This window comes from Paucidesulfovibrio gracilis DSM 16080 (genome assembly GCF_900167125.1).
GTDB lineage: Bacteria > Desulfobacterota > Desulfovibrionia > Desulfovibrionales > Desulfovibrionaceae > Paucidesulfovibrio > Paucidesulfovibrio gracilis.
In genome coordinates this window covers 39,865-57,269 of record NZ_FUYC01000002.1, presented here as the reverse complement: position 1 = coordinate 57,269, position 17,405 = coordinate 39,865, and the positions used below count along the sequence as shown (strand labels likewise).

General features: G+C 60.3%; 16 protein-coding genes and 2 tRNA genes. 10 read left to right on the top strand and 8 right to left on the bottom strand.

Annotation, left to right across the window (positions count from 1 at the left end; all coding sequences use genetic code 11):
* The first annotated feature begins 31 nt into the window (after positions 1–31).
* The 4 genes from ercA to B5D49_RS02500 all read left to right on the top strand — a co-directional run bounded on the left by ercA (position 32) and on the right by B5D49_RS02500 (position 5,791).
* Positions 32–1,201: an alcohol dehydrogenase-like regulatory protein ErcA gene (gene ercA, locus B5D49_RS02515; RefSeq protein ID WP_078716085.1), complete on the top strand. Its 1,170-nt coding sequence runs from the start codon at positions 32–34 to the stop codon at positions 1,199–1,201.
* On the top strand, positions 1,185–3,356 hold the full coding sequence (locus tag B5D49_RS02510) for an ATP-binding protein (RefSeq protein ID WP_078716084.1): 2,172 nt from the start codon (positions 1,185–1,187) through the stop codon (positions 3,354–3,356). Before ercA ends, B5D49_RS02510 begins: the two co-directional genes overlap by 17 nt.
* Positions 3,357–3,638: 282 nt before the next feature.
* A complete protein-coding gene (locus B5D49_RS02505) occupies positions 3,639–4,802 on the top strand; it encodes an MFS transporter (RefSeq protein WP_200806759.1) in 1,164 nt (387 codons plus the stop codon).
* Positions 4,799–5,791, top strand: coding sequence for an Lcl C-terminal domain-containing protein (locus B5D49_RS02500; protein WP_078716083.1), 993 nt, complete (start codon positions 4,799–4,801; stop codon positions 5,789–5,791). The genes B5D49_RS02505 and B5D49_RS02500 overlap by 4 nt, the downstream gene beginning before the upstream one ends.
* A gap of 10 nt (positions 5,792–5,801) precedes the next feature.
* Here the strand turns inward: B5D49_RS02500 and B5D49_RS02495 are convergent, their stop codons facing one another.
* A complete protein-coding gene (locus tag B5D49_RS02495; RefSeq protein ID WP_078716407.1) occupies positions 5,802–7,019 on the bottom strand; it encodes a putative sulfate/molybdate transporter in 1,218 nt (405 codons plus the stop codon).
* A 190-nt stretch (positions 7,020–7,209) separates the two neighbouring features.
* Here B5D49_RS02495 and argB point away from each other — a divergent pair, with 190 nt between their 5' ends.
* Both argB and B5D49_RS02485 read left to right on the top strand, forming a co-directional pair.
* The gene (argB, locus tag B5D49_RS02490) at positions 7,210–8,187 is read left to right on the top strand and encodes an acetylglutamate kinase (RefSeq protein ID WP_078716082.1); all 978 of its coding nucleotides are present in this window, start codon (positions 7,210–7,212) and stop codon (positions 8,185–8,187) included.
* Positions 8,184–8,903, top strand: a complete 720-nt coding sequence (locus B5D49_RS02485) for a molybdopterin-guanine dinucleotide biosynthesis protein MobB (protein ID WP_078716081.1) — start codon at positions 8,184–8,186, stop codon at positions 8,901–8,903. The genes argB and B5D49_RS02485 overlap by 4 nt, the downstream gene beginning before the upstream one ends.
* A gap of 143 nt (positions 8,904–9,046) precedes the next feature.
* Here the strand turns inward: B5D49_RS02485 and B5D49_RS02480 are convergent, their stop codons facing one another.
* The 3 genes from B5D49_RS02480 to B5D49_RS02470 all read right to left on the bottom strand — a co-directional run bounded on the left by B5D49_RS02480 (position 9,047) and on the right by B5D49_RS02470 (position 12,878).
* Positions 9,047–10,330, bottom strand: a complete 1,284-nt coding sequence (locus B5D49_RS02480; RefSeq protein WP_144019066.1) for an NADase-type glycan-binding domain-containing protein — start codon at positions 10,328–10,330, stop codon at positions 9,047–9,049.
* Between the two features lie 135 nt (positions 10,331–10,465).
* A complete protein-coding gene (gene ahcY / locus B5D49_RS02475; protein WP_200806766.1) occupies positions 10,466–11,884 on the bottom strand; it encodes an adenosylhomocysteinase in 1,419 nt (472 codons plus the stop codon).
* Positions 11,885–11,966: 82 nt separating this feature from the next.
* The gene (locus tag B5D49_RS02470) at positions 11,967–12,878 is read right to left on the bottom strand and encodes an ArsR/SmtB family transcription factor (RefSeq protein WP_078716078.1); all 912 of its coding nucleotides are present in this window, start codon (positions 12,876–12,878) and stop codon (positions 11,967–11,969) included.
* Positions 12,879–13,075: 197 nt separating this feature from the next.
* Between B5D49_RS02470 and B5D49_RS02465 the strand changes: the two genes are divergently transcribed.
* The 4 genes from B5D49_RS02465 to B5D49_RS02450 all read left to right on the top strand — a co-directional run bounded on the left by B5D49_RS02465 (position 13,076) and on the right by B5D49_RS02450 (position 14,200).
* The gene (locus B5D49_RS02465) at positions 13,076–13,546 is read left to right on the top strand and encodes a DciA family protein (RefSeq protein ID WP_078716077.1); all 471 of its coding nucleotides are present in this window, start codon (positions 13,076–13,078) and stop codon (positions 13,544–13,546) included.
* Positions 13,547–13,587: 41 nt separating this feature from the next.
* Positions 13,588–13,959, top strand: a complete 372-nt coding sequence (locus B5D49_RS02460; RefSeq protein WP_144019065.1) for a hypothetical protein — start codon at positions 13,588–13,590, stop codon at positions 13,957–13,959.
* 76 nt (positions 13,960–14,035) lie between these two features.
* Positions 14,036–14,110 (top strand) — tRNA-Gln (locus B5D49_RS02455).
* A gap of 12 nt (positions 14,111–14,122) precedes the next feature.
* Positions 14,123–14,200: transfer RNA gene (locus B5D49_RS02450), tRNA-Glu, on the top strand.
* Here the strand turns inward: B5D49_RS02450 and B5D49_RS14825 are convergent.
* From B5D49_RS14825 to metE, 4 genes are all read right to left on the bottom strand, one after another.
* Positions 14,179–14,331, bottom strand: coding sequence for a hypothetical protein (locus tag B5D49_RS14825; RefSeq protein ID WP_159447109.1), 153 nt, complete (start codon positions 14,329–14,331; stop codon positions 14,179–14,181). The two genes, B5D49_RS02450 and B5D49_RS14825, sit on opposite strands and share 22 nt — an antisense overlap.
* 55 nt (positions 14,332–14,386) lie before the next feature.
* Positions 14,387–14,725, bottom strand: a complete 339-nt coding sequence (locus B5D49_RS02445) for a type II toxin-antitoxin system HicB family antitoxin (protein WP_078716076.1) — start codon at positions 14,723–14,725, stop codon at positions 14,387–14,389.
* Positions 14,722–14,907 carry a type II toxin-antitoxin system HicA family toxin gene (locus B5D49_RS02440; protein ID WP_268802023.1) on the bottom strand — a complete coding sequence of 62 codons (186 nt, stop codon included), beginning with the start codon at positions 14,905–14,907 and terminating at the stop codon, positions 14,722–14,724. The genes B5D49_RS02445 and B5D49_RS02440 overlap by 4 nt, the downstream gene beginning before the upstream one ends.
* Positions 14,908–15,081: 174 nt before the next feature.
* On the bottom strand, positions 15,082–17,352 hold the full coding sequence (metE, locus tag B5D49_RS02435; RefSeq protein ID WP_078716074.1) for a 5-methyltetrahydropteroyltriglutamate--homocysteine S-methyltransferase: 2,271 nt from the start codon (positions 17,350–17,352) through the stop codon (positions 15,082–15,084).
* Positions 17,353–17,405 lie beyond the last annotated feature (53 nt).

Sequence of the window (17,405 nt, the reverse complement as noted above, 5' to 3'; positions counted from 1 at the left end):
CTTACATTCGAAACAGGGGGGAGGGGGGACCATGAACTTTACCAACCCGTTGGATTTACGAAAATTCGTCGCACCGGAATTTATCACGGGAAAGGATTCGGCTACCCTCGCAGGCCGCTACGCCCGCAACCTCGGCGGCGAACGGGTACTCCTGGTCACGGATGCAGGGGTCATCGAATCCGGCTGGGCCGATGCTACGGCCGCTTCTTTGCGTGAGTACGGTCACAAGGTCACCCTCTTTTCGGACATCTCTCCCAATCCACGCGACACAGAGTGTATGCAAGGTGCCGACATTTATAGGCAAAATGACTGCAACGCCATTGTCGCCGTGGGCGGCGGCAGCCCCATGGACGCGGCCAAGGGGATCGGCATTGTGGTCACGAACGACCGCCACGTGCTTGAATTCGAAGGAGTGGACAATGTGCCGCGGCCCGGCCCGCCCCTGATCTGCCTGCCCACCACCTCGGGCAGTTCCGCGGACGTTTCCCAATTCGCCATCATTCTGGACTCCGTGCGCAAAGTCAAAATCGCCATTGTGAGCAAGGCCGTTGTGCCGGACGCCTCGCTGCTGGACCCACAGCTCACCAGCACCATGCCCCCGGACCTCACCGCCCACACCGGGCTGGACGCGCTCACCCATGCCATCGAAGCCTATGTGTCCAACGCTTCCTCGCCGATCACGGACATCTTCGCCCTGGAAGCGGTCCGCGCCATCCGCAGCTATCTTCCCCGGTGCATGGAGCACCCTGCAGACCTGGAAGCCCGGGCCGGAATGCAGCTCGGCAGCCTCTACGCCGGACTCGCGTTTTCCAACGCCATCCTCGGTGCCGTCCATGCCCTGGCGCACAGCCTGGGCGGGCTGATGGACCTGCCCCACGGCCAATGCAACGCCATTCTCCTAGAACACGTCATCGCCCATAACTTTTCGGCCGCACCGGAGCGCTATGCCCGAATCGGCGCAGCGCTAGGCGCTTCGCTCGATTCCGAGATGGGGCAGGACGAACAATGCGAAACCATCACCGAAACAATTCGCCAACTCAAACACCGCGTGGGCGTGGACCAAACCCTCTCCAGCCTGGGCGTTGCCAGGGACGACCTGCCCGGTCTGGCACGATTTGCCCTGGACGACCCCTGCATGGCCACCAACCCCAAATCTTTGACCGAACAAGAGGTCACGGAGATTTATGCGCAGGCGCTCTGACACGCCCCCGGACAGGAAGAGCCGAAAAAAATCCTCCTCCCTACGGGAAAAGCTCATCGGCCTGGGCGAAAGCTCGGTCCGCAAGAGCTACTATCCGGAACTTCAGGCACGTGTTCAGCAGCTGCAACGCTTTCGAGCCATTCTGGACCAAAGCAATGACGCAATTTTTCTCCTGGATCTTGCCGAAGGCTTCATCGTGGATTTCAACCGGATGGTTTGCGATCTGGCCGGGTGTGATGAAGACCACGTTCCGGACAAGCCATTCTTTGAGATCTTTCCCGACCCAAAAATCAAATCCCTGATCAAGGGACTGACCGGACAGGATGATGACCAGGCCCGCATCACGGAAACCGAGGTGCATTCTACCCGCGGAACCGTTACCCCTGTGGAAATTTCCGCCCGGGGCGTACGTTTCGGCGGCGTGAAATACGCCGTGGTCGTGGCCCGCGACATCACGGAACGGCGTAAGGCCGAACGGGAACTCCAGCGCCAACGCGAACTGGACGCCACCCTGGCGGAACTCTCCGAACGGCTCCTGCACCCCATCAGCCTCAACGCCATTGCCGGCTACGTGCTGGATGCGGCCACCCGCGTCACGGATAGTCCCATGGGCTTTGTGGGAACGCTCACCCAGGGAGGCGCCAGGCTGGAGATGAAGGCCATCACCGGCACCCGGGAGATGTGGCCCGAGACAGCTAACCCTGTGGCTTTTGACCAATTCAGTGGCCTCTGGGGATGGGTCATCAAACAAGGCACCCCCCTTTTGAGCAACGATGTGGCCCGGGATGCACGGAGCAGCGGCGTTCCGGAATGGCACCTGCCCATTCGTCGATTCCTGGCCGTACCCGCGCTTTCCGACCAGCAGGTCATCGGCATGATCGGCCTGGCCAATGCCGAAAGGGACTACACCGAGCAGGACCGCAAGGCTGTTGAACGGCTCGCCGTCCTCTTTGCCCTGGCCGTTCACCGCCGCCAATCCGAACAGGATCTGCTGACCGCCAAGGAAGCCGCGGAAACCGCCAGCCGGGCTAAAAGTGAATTTCTCGCCAACATGAGCCATGAAATCCGCACCCCGCTCAATGGCGTGCTCGGCATGCTCCAAATTCTTAAGGACAACGAGCTGGACGAGGAGAACATGGGCTATGTGAACATAGCCTTGCGCTCGGGAAACGGACTTCTGGCTCTGCTGGACGACCTGCTCAGCCTTTCGGCCATCGAAGCCGGACGCCTGACCATCCGCGAGCAACCCTTCAGCCTGCCGGACCTGCTCGACGCCATGGTGCAGATGTTCCGCCCCCAGGCCCAGGCCAAGGGCATCAGCCTTGAGTTGACGAACAACGCCAAACACCCTCCGGCGCTGTTGGGCGATCCGGGACGGTTGCGGCAGATTCTTTTCAATCTCGTGGGCAATGCCGTAAAATTCACGACCTCGGGACACGTCCGCATCAATGTGGACCCCGTGGGCAAACCGGACGTCCTGGGCCGCCAACAAATCCTTTTCGTGGTGGAGGATACGGGGCTGGGCATCCCGGAAGACCACCTTGACAAAATTTGGGATGTCTTCACCCAGGTGGATGGCTCCAGCACCCGACGGCATGAAGGGACCGGACTGGGGTTGCATCTGGTCCGCCGCTTGGTGTTGGCCATGGGCGGATCCGCCTGCGTGGAAAGCGTACTCGAACAAGGCACCAGGGCGCACGTCTGTTTGCGTTTTGCTCCAGCCCAGGAATTTTCCGGCGATGTGCTCGGTATGCCACACCAAAGGCACGAGTCCAGACAGCTGCACCTGTTGCTGGCCGAGGATGAGCGGGTCAACCGGCTTACAGTGCAACATTTTCTCGAGCGCCACGGGCATATCGTGGACATCGCCATCAACGGCAAACAAGCCGTGGCCGCTGCGTGCGCCCAGCGATACGACGCCATACTCATGGATATTCAAATGCCGGAAATGGATGGTGTGGAAGCCACCCGGACCATTCGTTCGTCCCGGACCGCCCCGGATCCCGACGTACCCATCGTGGCGCTTACCGCGCACGCCCTCAGCGGCGACCGGGAACGCTTCCTCCGTGCCGGCATGAACGAACACCTGGCCAAGCCCCTGAACATGCACCTTCTGCTGCAAACGCTTCTGCGGCTCACCGGCAAAGGCTCATAGCGGACTGCTGGAACAGTCGAAACCGTAACCCGCTCCAACGTCGCATCATGCCGAACGCGGCAACACGTCTGATCCAAAGCGCACGCTCCCTCCGCGAAAAGCCAGCTGTTTCGCCACGCCATGCCACGCAAGCGGCCTTTCAAAACAACATTTCCTTTTTTGACTCCGCCGGACAAGACGCCCCTGTTTCCCGTTTGCAATTCATTGGCATTCAGCTAGTCTCACGTGGTGACTCATTCCCCCCACCCCGGTTCCAACCCTATCGCATTGTAAGGCGGCAACGTGCGCAAGCTCTATCTGGATACCAATCTACAAATCGTTTTCGGCGTCACGCTCATGGCCATTGTCAGCGTTTCCAGCATTGTTCCCGTGCTGCCGGACATGGTCCGACACATCCATGGACTCGGTCCGGCCAATGTGGGGCTGGTAATCACGGCCTTTACCCTGCCGGGCGTGCTCATGGCGCCGGTAACGGGGATTCTCGGCGACCGTCTGGGCCGTAAGGCCGTGCTCGTGCCGTCTCTATTTGTCTTTGGAATTTTCGGCATGGCCTGTTTTTTCGCCCGCGATCTCTCCACCCTGCTGCTGCTGCGGTTCCTGCAGGGACTGGGGGCCGGACCGCTCGGCATGATCAACCTGACCATTATCGGCGATCTCTACGCCGACCGCGAACGCCTCGCGGCCATGGGGTACAACGGCAGTGTGCTGGCCTCCGGAACGGCCGCATTTCCCGCCGTTGGCGGCATGCTCGCTCTGCTGGGCTGGAACTGGCCTTTTTTGCTCCCGGCCCTGGCCCTGCCCCTGGGCGTTCTGGTGGTTCTCCGACTCCGCACCCCGGAACCCAAATCCTCCCAGGGATTCGGGGAGTACCTTCGTCAGGCCGCCCACGGCATGCGCCGCACCAGGGTCTTGGCCCTGTTTGCCGTGACATTGCTCACCTTCATCGTGCTCTATGGTCCCATCATCACCTATCTGCCGCTGTTGCTGGACCATTGGTTTCAGACCCCGGCCCCGCGCATCGGCATTATCGTATCCTTCGCCTCCCTGGTTACGGCCACGGCCTCCTGGAAGCTGGGACATCTGGCCGCGCGATTCCAGCCACGCACCCTCATGGGTACGGCTTTTGGCTTTTATATCCTGTCCATGCTCGGCGTACCGTTCATGCCCGGGGAATGGTGGATGATTCTGCCGGTGCTGGGTTTCGGCCTGGCCCAGGGATTGAACGTGCCCACACTCATGGCCACCCTCAGCGGACTGGCCCCGGACAACCAACGCGCCGCCTACATGGCCGCCAACGGCATGGTTCTGCGGCTCAGTCAGACCCTGGCTCCCATACTCATGGGCGCGGTGTATGCGGGATTCGGCATCAAGGCCGTCTTCTGGACCGGTGCGCTTTGCGGGCTAGCCATGTTCCTGCTGCTGCCCTTTCTCAAGGAGGACGCGTGACAGCTTCCCGCATCAAACCATTGGCCACGGGCCAACAACATTGCTACGATGTTCACGGTGATCCCCTGCCCTGCGCCGGGTCGGGCCAGGATGCGGAGTTCGTCACCGGGCAAAGCCGACCCGACCCCCGGTTTATCCTTTCCTCGCCGGACAACGACCAAAAATTTCCCGGTGTCTTGGATCAGCTCACAGGGCTGGAGTGGACGCGCAACGCCGCGCCGTTCACCTTCCCGCTGAATCTGGATGAAGCCCGTGAAGTGTGCGCCGGTTTGAATCCGCCCGGCACGGCCCCGGAACGCGCCTGGAGACTGCCCAACCGGCACGAACTGTTCAGCCTGCTCCACTTCGACACCGCCAATCCCGCGCTTGCACCGGACCACCCCTTTGAAAACGTTGCGTCCCTGGCCTTCTGGACCTCCACCCCCTGGGCGCGCGATCCGGACTATTTCTGGTATGTGCAGCTCTCGGGCGGACGCATGTTTTTCCACCGCCGGGACAGTTTTGCCATGGTCTGGCCGGTTCGCGGCAACAGCGGGGTTCTCCCTGTCACGGGGGCTGCGGAAGCGCCGCTCACCGGCGTTCAGTGGCCTGAGCCGCGCTTTGCAGTAGCGGAAAACGGCCCGGTGCAGGATCTAGGTACCGGCCTGCTCTGGACGCCGCGTGCGAACCTGGGATCCCCCTGCCTCTGGAGCGAGGCCTTGCAACGAATCGAAACACTGAACCACGATCGCCACCTGGGAGTGGACCGCTGGCGCCTGCCCAGCATCCGGGAACTGGAGTCCCTGACCCATGCCGGACATCATGACCCGGCCCTGCCGCCGGACCATCCCTTTGAGCAATGGCAGGAGGCCTATTGGTCCTCCACCACCTCGGCCTTTGAAACGGATTGGGCCATGTGCCTTTATCTGCACAAAGGCGCGGTGGGCGTGGGCTACAAACCCGGCCCGGAACCGTTTGCCGTCTGGCCGTGCGCGGATCCGGCCGACTGATTCACGGCGCTCACATGCGGATGTTCCACCGCCGCACCAGCCAGCCCACAAGCACGCCGACGGCGAATCCCCAAGCCAGATTCGACCCCAACGCCACGGCCGCCACGGTCAGGACCGTGAACAAATCCTCGCTCCGCTCCACATCCGCCACAGTGAGGGCCAGTTGTCCTCCGGCAAAAAACAGCAGCACGCCCAGCGCAAAAAAGGGCAACAGCCGCACCAGCGAGAGCATGCCCGCCCCAAACAGCACGGCAAGCAGCACAAAAAGCGATCCGATCATCAGATTGGAGCCGTTGGTGCGCGCCCCAAACCGGTAATGCGCGGCCAATCCGCCCGCTCCGTGACACAAGGGCATGCCCCCGAGCACTGCGGCCACGGCATTGGCCAGCCCCATGCTGATGCACAAGGCCCGGTCCGTGACCCGGGTGCGTGTGTGGGGAAACAATTCATGGGACAAATCGCGGTTGGCAATGACGGCATTGCCCACGGTCATGGGCAGTTGCGGCAGGGCCAGGGCAGGCAACGCCCACAGCAGATCCGTGACCTTCGGCGGGCCAAAGGGCAGGAATTCCGGCAGATGGAGTCCGGCCGTAATGCTCCCAAGGCCGTGCCAGCCTCCCAAGGCCAGACCCAGGACCAATCCACCGGCCACCACCAGAATGCCCGCGGGAAAACGTTTGCTGTCCAAAAAAAACAGCGTCAACAGCAGCAGCAACGGGCCGATAATCAGTCCGATGGGTACGTCGCCCAGGCCGGGTACCGGAATGCTCTGCACGGTAAGCCAAGGCTCGTTCAGGCCTTCCCCGACCTGGAACGGTGAGGAACCGGCCAAAAACGATACAGCCTTGGACATGAGCAACAGCCCCGTGGAAAGCTGCACCCCGCGCACCACGGGACGAGGCACCATGCGCGCCACCGCGTTGACCAACCCCGTGACGCCTAAGAACAACAGCAAAACCGCCATGATCCACCCGGTGGCCGTGATCTGCCCGGCCGTGGCGGCCGTGGCCACTGCATAGGCTCCCACCACCTTCATGGGCTGCACAGCAATGGGCGCGTCGTAGTAAATACCGCCCAGGACGTAGAGCAGGCCCACGCTGAAAAACAACCCCACCGGATCCAGGCCGTTAATCACGACCATGCCCACAGCCAGGGGCAGCAAGGTTCCCAGATCCCCCAGACTTCCGGCTACCTCCTGCCGTCCAAACCGCCATTTTTCCTTTTTCATGACCTGCATAGTTCCGTATTCACACCCTTTCGGTCAATGAGAAGCGGACAAAAAATCAGCGGTGCGTGCCAGTGCCGCCACCCCACGGAACGCCCTATCCAGTATCATGCACCCGATTTCCTTGCTGCCCCGCCATTGACAGCCGGGGATTGAAAAGGGAATATCCCGCCATCTTCAGCAAGGAGCAGCAATGAAACGACGCACCCCCCGAGACAAGAAACGCGATTCCGTGCAGGCCCGCCTGATCATGGAGGCTCTGCCTTACATCCGGAAATTCTACAAAAAAACCATCGTGATCAAATACGGCGGCCACGCCATGGTGGATGAACAGCTCAAAAAAAGCTTCGCCCTGAATGTGATCCTGCTCAAATACATCGGCATCAACCCCGTGATCGTGCACGGCGGCGGTCCCCAGATCGGTAAAATGCTCAGCGCGCTGCACATCCCCAGCACGTTCCGGGAAGGACACCGCGTCACGGACCAGGCCACCATGGACGTGGTGGAAATGGTCCTTGTGGGCAAGGTGAACAAGCAGATCGTGAACTTGATCAACCTCAACGGCGGCAAGGCGCTGGGTCTGTCCGGCAAGGACGGCTGGCTGATCCGAGCCGAAAAAAAGGAGCTGGCGGTCTCCAAGGAACACGCCACTCCCGAGCTTATTGACCTGGGCAAGGTGGGTCAGGTCTCAGCCGTGAACGTGGACCTGCTCAACTCCCTGCTGCGCCAGGACATCATTCCGGTCATCGCGCCCGTGGGCGTGGACACCAACGGCGAAACCTACAACATCAATGCGGATTCCGTGGCCTCTGCCGTTGCCGCGGCCGTGGGCGCCAAGCGCCTGCACCTGCTCACGGACGTGGAAGGCCTGCTGGACAAGGAAGGCCGGCTGCTCCAATCCCTGACCGTGCCGGAAGCCTTTGAAGCCATTGAAACCGGTGTGGCCACGGGCGGCATGATCCCCAAACTCCACGCCTGCCTGGAAGCCGTCACCGCCGGTGTGGACAAGGCGCATATTCTGGATGGTCGGCTCGAAAACGCTGTTTTGCTCGAATTGTTCACGGATGAAGGTATCGGCACGGCCATCCTGAACGATCACGCGGACGAATCACCCTGCAACGGTCCCGCTTGCACCGGGGTCTCACCGCTTCCCGGAGGCACTCGCGTATGAAGGCCATCTCTCTGGTAGGATACAAGAATTCCGGCAAAACCAGCCTGGGTCTCGAACTCGTCCGCATCCTGCGGCAACGCGGCCACAGCGTGGCCGTGGCCAAATGTTCCAGCCACGGCTTCAGCGAAACCGAGGACACGGATACCCGGCGGTACAAGGACGTTGCCCAGACCGTTTTGGGCCTTTCCGAATCCGAAAGCTTTATTTCCTGGCCCGAACAGCGTGACCTGCTCCGGCTGCTGCCCCTGCTGGAAACGGATGTGCTCGTGGTGGAAGGCGGCAAGACCCTGGGCTACCTGCCCCGGGTGATCCTCTCCCGCGCAGGCGTAAATCCCGAACCTGTGGACGACAAGGCGCTGGATCCCTCCCTGGCCCTGGCCACCTTTGGAGACGCCCAGCTGCCAGGCACGCCCCATTTGCAGGACGCAGAAGCCTTGGCCGATCTGGTGCTGGACAAAGGCTTCCTGCTGCCCGGCCTGAGCTGTGGCGGCTGCGGCCGCAAAGGGTGTCGCGGGCTGGCCCGGGACATCGTGGCAGGCCGGGCCACGGTGGAAGAATGCGTGGCCACGGGCGGGGAAGTGGACATCACCGTCAACGGCGCGCCCCTGCCCTTGAATCCGTTCGTGGCCCGGATGCTCGGCGCCGGGCTTAAGGGCATGCTGGCTGAGTTGAAAGGCTATTCCGCCGGCAAGGTCAAAATAGAATTCGACGGCTGAACCCTGCGTCGGCAGTACGCCACACAAAACGCCCCGACTTCGACCAGGTCGGGGCGTTTTGCATACTGAAAAATGCCGTCCTTGCTTGTCTCGAGGCTTTTCCCTTCATCGATCATGGCACCCGGACAAGCGGCATTTCCAACCTAGGAACCCGCGGCTTCCTCCTCCGGGGTTTCCAGTTCCTCCGCTTCCAGAATCCGCCAGCGATCCTGTTCCTTGACAAAGGTGAACCGGGTATGGACGGACATGTCCTCGTAGGTGTCGGCGACGTACAGCGTACAACGGCCCTGCACCTCCAGCCGCAGGCGCGTGCCGTCCAGCAACGCGGGGCCGAACCGCAACTCCTCGGTATCCACCAATGCCTTGCGGAAAAGATGATAGACGCGGCGCTGACGCTGCAACTCCTTGAAATATTCGAACATGAAGGCCTCTTCTTCGCGGACCTTCTCGGAATACAACTCCAGATACTCGTCATCCAAGGTCACGAGCTTGGTATAGTAGGCGCGAATGGCCTCGCGCACGGCTTGCTGGTCTTCAGGGCCAGCCACCTTGCCGCCCTTGGCCTCGCGTTCTCCGGCCATGGCCTGCACATCGACCTCGGGCAATTCCTCCCAGGCTTCTTGATCAGGAGGCAGTTGGGCCTGGACGGTCTCTTCGCTGCCGGAAGGCTCTTCGGCAAGGACAGCCGCATCCTCCGATGCTGCCTGCGCACCTTCAGCCGAACCAGCCGCATCCTGCGCCGCCCCGGAACCAGCCTTTGCCGCATCATGAACGGACGCTCCAGAAGGATTCCCGGTACTGGAAACAGCTTCATCGCTTCCGGCCACTGCTTCGTCATCGGATGTCGGCGCTTCGTCAGCCTGTTGCCCGGTATCCGGCCCGGATGCCGGAGCCACGGCCGAACCATCGGGGACGGCTTCGTCATCCAGCAGGGTCAATTCAAAAGAAACATCCGAAAGGCAGGTCCGATCGGGCCGGGTTCTGCCGGCGACCACGGACGCCAGGGTAAGCCGGACCCAGCGTGTAGGCCGATCCATTTCCAGGTACTGCCAGCCGGACTCGTCCGCCAGAGGCATCCGCATGGTGGAGCCATCGGAAAATTCCAGCTCCAATTCCCCGGGCCGGGAATTGTCTCCGTATTCGCCTTCGTCCTGCCAGCCATTGCGAATGCCCAGGCGCTCCAGACGCACAGCGCGCCCGAACTCGAACAGCACCCATTCGCCCCGGCCGTCCCCGGTCACGCCTTCGGCCCAGGCCGTGGCCGGATCATTGTCCACAAGATTTTCCGGCCCGAAATCCTCAAGCAGATTCAGGGCCGTGGAAGAAGAGGAAACCGTCATTTCCAGGGCGTGAACCGTTGGGGCACTCCAAAGGCCCATGGAAAAGACTCCCAACAACAATACGGCGGACAGGGCATAGCGTTTCATGCCCCATCGTATACTGATGTTTTCCATTGGGAGCAACGGCAAATCCTGATTCGTTCCATAAAAACAACAAGGCCGCCCTTCCAGGAAAGGCGGCCTTGAAGAAATCATCCCGCGGCGAACGCGCGGAACAAGAGTTTAGTAGCGGTAATGATCCGGCTTATACGGACCCTGCTTGGGCACACCGATGTAGTCGGCCTGCTCCTCGCTCAGTTCGTCCAGTTCCACGCCGAGGCGGGCCAAATGGAGGCGGGCCACTTCCTCGTCCAGCTTCTTGGGCAGGATCATGACCTTCGGCTCATAGTCGTTGGCGGCCAGATCCATCTGGGCCAGCACCTGGTTGGTGAACGAGTTGGACATGACGAAGCTGGGGTGGCCTGTGGCGCAACCCAGGTTCACCAGACGGCCTTCGGCCAGCACCAGGATGCTCCGGCCATTGGGCAGGGTCCACTTGTCCAGCTGGGGCTTGATCTCCTGCTTCTCGCACTTTCCGGAATCCTCGAGGAAACTCATTTCAATCTCGGAATCAAAGTGGCCGATATTGCAGACAATGGCTTCGTTCTTCATCTCCAGCATGTGCTTGCCGGTGATCACATGGTAGTTGCCGGTGCAGGTCACGAAAATGTCCCCCTGGGAGGCGGCCCGATTCATGGACATGACCTCGAAGCCTTCCATGGAAGCCTGCAACGCGCAGATGGGGTCCACCTCGGTGACGATGACCCGCGCGCCAAAACCGCGCATGGACTGGGCGCAGCCCTTGCCCACATCGCCGTATCCGATGACCACCACGACCTTGCCCGCGATCATGATGTCCGTGGCGCGCTTGATGCCGTCAGCCAGGGATTCCCGGCAGCCGTAGAGGTTGTCGAACTTGGACTTGGTCACGGAATCGTTCACGTTGATGGCCGGGAAGAGCAGTTCGCCTTTTTCCTGCATCTGGTAGAGACGATGCACGCCCGTGGTGGTCTCCTCGGACACCCCGCGAATGTGCTTGGCAATATTGGTCCATTTGGAGGGATTGGCCTTCTGGCTGGCGGCCAGGCGGTTCATGACGATTTGGAATTCTTTGACGTCATACGCCTTTTCGCCCAGGGAGGGATCTTCTTCCACTTTCACGCCCTGGTGCACCAGCAAGGTGGCGTCGCCGCCGTCGTCCACGATGAGATCCGGTCCCGAGCCGTCGGGCCAGGTCAAGGCCTGCTCCGTGCACCACCAATAGTCCTCCAGGGTCTCGCCCTTCCAGGCGAACACGGCCGCGGTGCCGGCTTCGGCAATGGCAGCGGCGGCATGGTCCTGGGTGGAAAAGATGTTGCAGGAGGCCCAGCGCAGGTCCGCACCCAGGGCATGCAGGGTCTCGATCAGCATGGCGGTCTGGATGGTCATGTGCAGGCTGCCCATGATCTTCAACCCCTTGAGGGGCTTTTCCTCGCCGTATTTCTCCCGCAGGGCCATGAGGCCCGGCATTTCATTTTCCTGAAGCTGCAATTCGCGGCGTCCCCACTCGGCCAGGCTGATGTCCTTGACCAGGTACGGCAGGGTCGAATCCACGGATTTCACGGTATCGTTACTCATTTTTCCTCCAATTCGGGGGATCTTCGGCGCTGGAACGCCGGTGCAACCAGGGCGCGGCACTGCCGCGTCACTTCTTCACGCTTTCATATATCAAGACCCGAAGGCCGTTGTTCACGTCATATTCCGCCACCACGGGCGCCTGGAACCCGGAACGGTCCAGCCAGCGGCACAACTCGTTCCGGTCGATACCGAGACGCAGGTCGCCGTAATCATCGCGCATGGCTTCCACGCCGTGGCGATCAAACTCCGCGATAACCAGCCGTCCGCCCGGACGCAAAGTCCGGTAAGCCTCGGCAATGGCCAAAGCCGGATCCGAGAGATGGTGCAGCACCAGCGAAAAGATGCCGACCTCGGCCTCTTCGTCCCGCAGGGGCAAATGCGTCAGTTCGCCGATACGCAGGCTCACGTCCTCCCGCCCCTCAAAACGGGAATGGGCCAGGTCAAGCATACGCGGGGCGTTATCCACGCCAATGACCTCCCGGCAATGGTCGGCCAGGAGCCGCAGCAGATCGCCCGGACCACAGCCCAGGTCCACGGCAACGCTACACCGGCCCACCCGTTCGGACAGTTTTTCGGGCAGGCGCAACTCCCCCAGCAGATCGCGGGAAAGCCGCTGCCATTCCGGGGCCACGGTATCAAAAAATTCGCGGGTGGACTCCACACGCTCCTGCAAAATGCCCTCAGCCTTTTCCAAGTCGGCCAGGAGCATCGGTTCACGCGTGAACAACCGCGAGGCACCGTCCAGGAACGCCCGGGCGTCGCCCTGCTCCACAGCGCGATAAAAGGCCCACAGTCCGTCCCGGCGAACCGTAAGCAACCCTGCGTCCAATAATATCTTCAAATGCCGCGAGACGCGGGACTGGCCCATATCCAGGGCGCGGACGATTTCTCCCACGTTCAGCTCGTGGCGCAGGAGCAAATGCAGCAGGCGAACACGGGTTTCGTCGGACAGAGCCTTGCAAAAACGGACGAGTTCCATCGGTGTGACTCCCAGGGTTCGTATCAATATATGCTGATATACGAATCGCGTTTTACGGCAAGACCCCGGACACGTCAAGTCCCATGCTTTCGCTTGCAGACCGCTACCGGTCAGGGTATCATATTTTTTTGGTTGGTGCGGCGCAGTCGGATTATTCCGACGTTTTTTATACTCCGCCGACACCAAAAGGAGCGACCATGGCCCTGTTCCGCCGCAAATACAACATCGCCCGGGCCGGAGACGCGCTGGAACCGGTTCTGGACCGCCTGGACGGCAAAGGGTCCATGCAATTGGTGCGGCTTTGGAACAATTGGGAAAATGTCATGGGCCGGGAGGTTTCCCGCATGGCCCGCCCCCTGGGGCGGCGCGGTCCCACCCTGCTGCTCACGGCGGACGACCCGGCAGTGGCCCAGGAGCTGACATTTTTCGCTCCGCAGATTATCCGTCGCGCCAACGATTTTCTCGGTGAAGAATACTTTGACAAAGTGCGGTTCGAGCTGCTAAACGGCAGGGTTCCTTTGGACGGATACCGGCCCGATAGCGCGCCCCGGAGCCAGTCCTCGCCCAAAAAGCCCAAGAATCTCGGTGAGATTCTTGATCAGATGGACGAGGATTCCCCGGTCGGCAGATGCTACCGCGCCTACATCGGCCTGTTCCGGCCGCGATAAAAATATCACCACGGCCGCCTGGGCGCGGCGAGGAGGACAGGATGAGCGAAGAAACCAAAACCAACGACAGATCGTATGAAATGTCCTTTGAGGATCTGGGTCTGACCAAGCCTCTGGACAAAATGACCGCCAAGGAGCTGCGTGCTCTGGCTGTGGAGAAGATTCCCTCCATCGTGGGCGCTTCCGGCATGAGCAAGGAAGACCTGATTGCCCGCATCAAGGAAATCTTCGGCATCTCCGACGAAGAGGGCGGCGTTTCCCCCTACAAGGAGCAGATCCTGCGCATCAAGCGTGAGATCCGCGAAATGCGCATCGCCAAGAAGCAGACCGAAGATCGCAAGCAGCGCGACATCCTGCGCCGCCGCATCAACAAGCTGAAGAAGCGCACCCGTCGTCTGGCCCGTGCCGTGTAAATAAACTTTTTTTGGAGATCAGGTCTTTTTTTTGTTGACAGGAAGCTCACGAAACAATAAGACCTCTTCTCGCTGCTGGGCTGTCGTTCAATTGGCAGGACGACGGGTTCTGGCTCCGTTAATCAAGGTTCGAGTCCTTGCAGCCCAGCCAAATATATAATGCGTCCCCATCGTCTAGCCTGGTCCAGGACGTCGGCCTTTCACGCCGGTAACAGGGGTTCAAATCCCCTTGGGGACGCCAAAGAAATCAAAGCCTTTCGCTTTTGCGAAAGGCTTTTTTCGTGCCTTCATGTCTCCCCTCTGTGTCTTCAGACCCACGTCAACTTCCAGCAGCCTTGCCAAACAGACCATGACGGTTGCCTTTTCCGGCATATCTCACTCCTTTCCAAGAGGTTGCATGGGTGGTCTTCTCTACGGCGAGGTTGCACTATCGAGCATCTTTCACTCTCTCGGTCAGCGTGTCGGCAATCCAGGCATTCAGGCTCTTGCCGGAAAGCGCCGCAACCGCTGCGGCCTCCCTGTGAAGCTCCGGCCGCAAGCGCAGGTGCAACTTGCCGGAATACGGCTTCTCCGGTTCCTCGCCTTCCTCCCGGCAAAAATCAAGGTAGTCCTCCACGGAGTCGGCCAGCGCCTTCTTCAACTCGTCGATGCTCCGACCCTGGAACGTCACCACGTCCTTGAGGTTTATTACCTCTCCATGGAAAATGTCGGCATCCTGGTCATACTCGAACGTTCCCAGGTAGCTCTTGTACTGAATGGTGTTCATGGTTTCACTCCTGCTTCTTCCAGAAAACGCCTCACGGATTTCACCGCGCCTTTGTCCGTAGTCGGTGCCGGATGCGGCCGGTAAAAAATGGCCTTCACCCCGTTGAGCTTGAACCGGACACGGGAACCGCAGCCTTCGGACCTGACGGCACCAACCGCCACAAGCAACGCCTCAATGTCCACCCAAGCAATGGATGGGCTGACCGGGTTTCGGAATATCGTTTCCCATACCGATTCCAGATTCTATGGGCCTTCCTCAAAAAAACGACCCGCCCACCCCGGACCTTCCGGAAGCCTCCGGCTCAAAACATGTCGTACGCAACGGGCGGTCCCCAATTGGGACCGCCCTTCGTCTTTCTAGGTGTATTCCCGGCGCAACCGCTTTGCGGCAGCCACCAGATTCTTCAATGATGCGATTGTTTCCGGCCACCCTCTCGTTTTCAGACCGCAATCCGGATTGACCCAAAGCCGCTCGGGAGCCACAACCTCCAACGCCTTTTTCAGCAGCCCGTGGATCTCCTCCTCACTTGGCACCCGTGGGCTGTGAATGTCGTACACACCAGGGCCAACGTCCGCGGGATACGAAACCGCCCGAAACGCCTCCAAGAGGGCCATTCCGCTCCGGCTGGCTTCAATGCTGATCACGTCCGCATCCATTTGGGCGATCCATTCCATAATGGCGTTGAACTCGCTGTAGCACATATGGGAATGAATCTGCGTCTCATCCCGAACACCGGCCGCCGTCAGCCGGAAACAATCCACAGCCCAACGCAGATACGCCTCATGGTCTGCCGCTCGCAACGGCAGCCCCTCACGCAAGGCGGCCTCGTCGATCTGGATAATGGACAATCCAGCGGATTCAAGATCCAACACCTCATCACGAATCGCAAGGGCGATCTGTCGGCACACCTCGCTTCGCGGAATATCGTTGCGAACGAAACTCCAGCACAGAATGGTCACCGGCCCTGTCAGCATGCCTTTCATGGGTTTTGGGGTCAGGCTTTGGGCATACCGCGCCCAATCCACGGTCATGGCCTGAGGGCGGGACACGTCGCCAAAAATCACCGGCGGCTTTACGCAGCGACTGCCATAGCTTTGCACCCATCCCTGGGACGTAAAGCAAAAGCCATTCAGTTGTTGTCCGAAGTATTCCACCATATCGTTGCGCTCCGGTTCGCCATGCACAAGCACATCCAGCCCCAGTTCCTCCTGCCTGGCCACGGCTTCGGCAATCTGATTCTTCATGGCCGCGACATACTCTTCTGTTGTCCATTCCCCTTTTTTATGGCCAAGCCTGATGGATCGGATTTCCGGGGTTTGGGGGAACGACCCGATCGTTGTTGTGGGGAAGAGCGGCAATTGCCGGCGGACGGATTGCACTTTCGTTCGCTCCGCAAAAACGGACCCGCGTTCGTAGTGCTTTGGAGTGAGTGAATCGACACGAGCACGAACGCTCTTATCAACGGCGCATGGATTTGCCGCTCGTGCCTGCAATGCCTTACGATTTTTCGCAAAAAGAGAATTGCGTTCGCCCGTTTCCGCAAAATGCGCCAATGCCGCCACCTCGTCGCATTTTTGCACCGCAAAGGCCATCCACTCGCGTATGGAGGGGTCCATATCCGTTTCCAGAGCCACATCCACCGGGCAATGCAGCAGGGAACAACTCGTCCCTAGCATGATCTTCGATTCACTGCCCCGCTGCTTAGCGGCATTGATGCATTCAGCGGCCGCATCAAGATCGGCGCGCCAGATGTTCCTGCCGTCCACCAGACCAAGCGACACAACCTGTTCGGAAGGCATGGCTTCAAGCGCGGCAGGCAGCTGCTCCGCCCCCCTGACAAGGTCCAGATGCAGCCCGTCAACGGGCAGACTCGCTGCAAGCGGCAAATTGTCCCCCAGCGGACCGAAATACGAGGTGAGCAGGATACGGGCATGGCCCTTGGCACCGGCAAAGCTTTCGTAGGCGTATCGAAATTCCTGGTGCGCCTTTGGAGACAAATCACTGCACAGAACCGGCTCGTCGATTTGAATCCACGGACACTCCCCGGAGATGTCCTTCAGGATATCGGAATATACGTCCACCAAGCGTTCCAAATGGATCCAGGGACTGCTTCCATCCATGGACTTTCCCAACAGCAGGAAGGTAATCGGACCAACCAGCACGGGCTTTGCCGTGCCACCGAGTTCCTTAACGGTCCGCACGTCCTGGAGGAGTCTCGATGCGTCCTTGCGAAACCTCAGGTCATTGGTGAATTCCGGGACAATATAATGATAATTGGTGTCGAACCATTTGGTCATCTCCATGGCCGGAATCGAAGAACGGGCCTCTCCACGCGCCATGGCGAAATACGCAGCGCATCCCGTCTCGGCGGAGTTTCGGCAAAACCGTTCCGGCACCGCCCCGACCATGGCAACGGTATCCAACACATGGTCATACAGCGAGAAATCTCCCACCGGGAGAAGGTCAAGCCCGGCCTGCATCTGCACTTGCCAATGCCGCCTCTTGAGTCTCTCGGCCGTTGACAAAAGCTCTTCAAGGGAAGCCTCTCCCCGCCAATAGGATTCAAGAGTCCATTTGAGTTCCCGCCCGAGTCCGATCCTCGGGAATCCCAGTACGTGCGCGTTCATGTCTGCTCCATGTTTCATGGGTTGACGACAAAGAGCAAAACCCCAAAGACAAC

Coding starts and splice junctions, on each gene's coding strand:
- B5D49_RS02470 (WP_078716078.1), bottom strand. CDS start 12,878: ATGGAACTCGTCCGTTTTTGCAAGGCTCTGTCCGACGAAACCCGTGTT.
- B5D49_RS02485 (WP_078716081.1), top strand. CDS start 8,184: ATGAAGGCCATCTCTCTGGTAGGATACAAGAATTCCGGCAAAACCAGC.
- B5D49_RS02445 (WP_078716076.1), bottom strand. CDS start 14,725: ATGAACACCATTCAGTACAAGAGCTACCTGGGAACGTTCGAGTATGAC.
- B5D49_RS02460 (WP_144019065.1), top strand. CDS start 13,588: ATGAGCGAAGAAACCAAAACCAACGACAGATCGTATGAAATGTCCTTT.
- B5D49_RS14825 (WP_159447109.1), bottom strand. CDS start 14,331: ATGCCGGAAAAGGCAACCGTCATGGTCTGTTTGGCAAGGCTGCTGGAA.
- B5D49_RS02510 (WP_078716084.1), top strand. CDS start 1,185: ATGCGCAGGCGCTCTGACACGCCCCCGGACAGGAAGAGCCGAAAAAAA.
- metE (WP_078716074.1), bottom strand. CDS start 17,352: ATGAACGCGCACGTACTGGGATTCCCGAGGATCGGACTCGGGCGGGAA.
- B5D49_RS02465 (WP_078716077.1), top strand. CDS start 13,076: ATGGCCCTGTTCCGCCGCAAATACAACATCGCCCGGGCCGGAGACGCG.
- argB (WP_078716082.1), top strand. CDS start 7,210: ATGAAACGACGCACCCCCCGAGACAAGAAACGCGATTCCGTGCAGGCC.
- B5D49_RS02495 (WP_078716407.1), bottom strand. CDS start 7,019: ATGAAAAAGGAAAAATGGCGGTTTGGACGGCAGGAGGTAGCCGGAAGT.
- ercA (WP_078716085.1), top strand. CDS start 32: ATGAACTTTACCAACCCGTTGGATTTACGAAAATTCGTCGCACCGGAA.
- B5D49_RS02480 (WP_144019066.1), bottom strand. CDS start 10,330: ATGAAACGCTATGCCCTGTCCGCCGTATTGTTGTTGGGAGTCTTTTCC.